Origin of the sequence: Hydrogenovibrio sp. 3SP14C1 (assembly GCF_029625905.1) — a bacterium.
GTDB lineage: Bacteria > Pseudomonadota > Gammaproteobacteria > Thiomicrospirales > Thiomicrospiraceae > Hydrogenovibrio.
Genome location: NZ_JARTLM010000096.1, coordinates 1 through 276 on the forward strand (window position 1 = coordinate 1; position 276 = coordinate 276).

The 276-nt window shown below is 59.1% G+C and carries 1 protein-coding gene; it reads left to right on the top strand.

The features are described from left to right. Nucleotides 1-56 precede the first annotated feature (56 nt). A partial coding sequence (locus P8629_RS11785) for a hypothetical protein (protein ID WP_278166314.1) occupies nucleotides 57-276 on the top strand: 220 nt, incomplete at its 3' end.

Consider the following 276-nt stretch of genomic DNA (forward strand, 5'->3'; position numbering starts at 1 on the left):
GAGCCAACTGGACCAGTGGGAGCGTGAGCTGCCGACGCCACCGGCGTCGCTGCGCGATGTCTCGCTCCCCGAATTGCGCGTACCCGTTCAGCAATAGCCGAGCGGTGGATGTCGTGCCGCTGTCTGGCAGCGGCACGAGTAAGTTTGATGATCATACGGGTTTGCACCAGCAAGCCGTGGTTTTAAAGCGAGGTAACTGGAATGTGCGGTATAGTGGGCCTTCTGGCCAAGCAGGCGGTAAATCAGGGAATCTACGATGCCCTGACCGTACTTCAG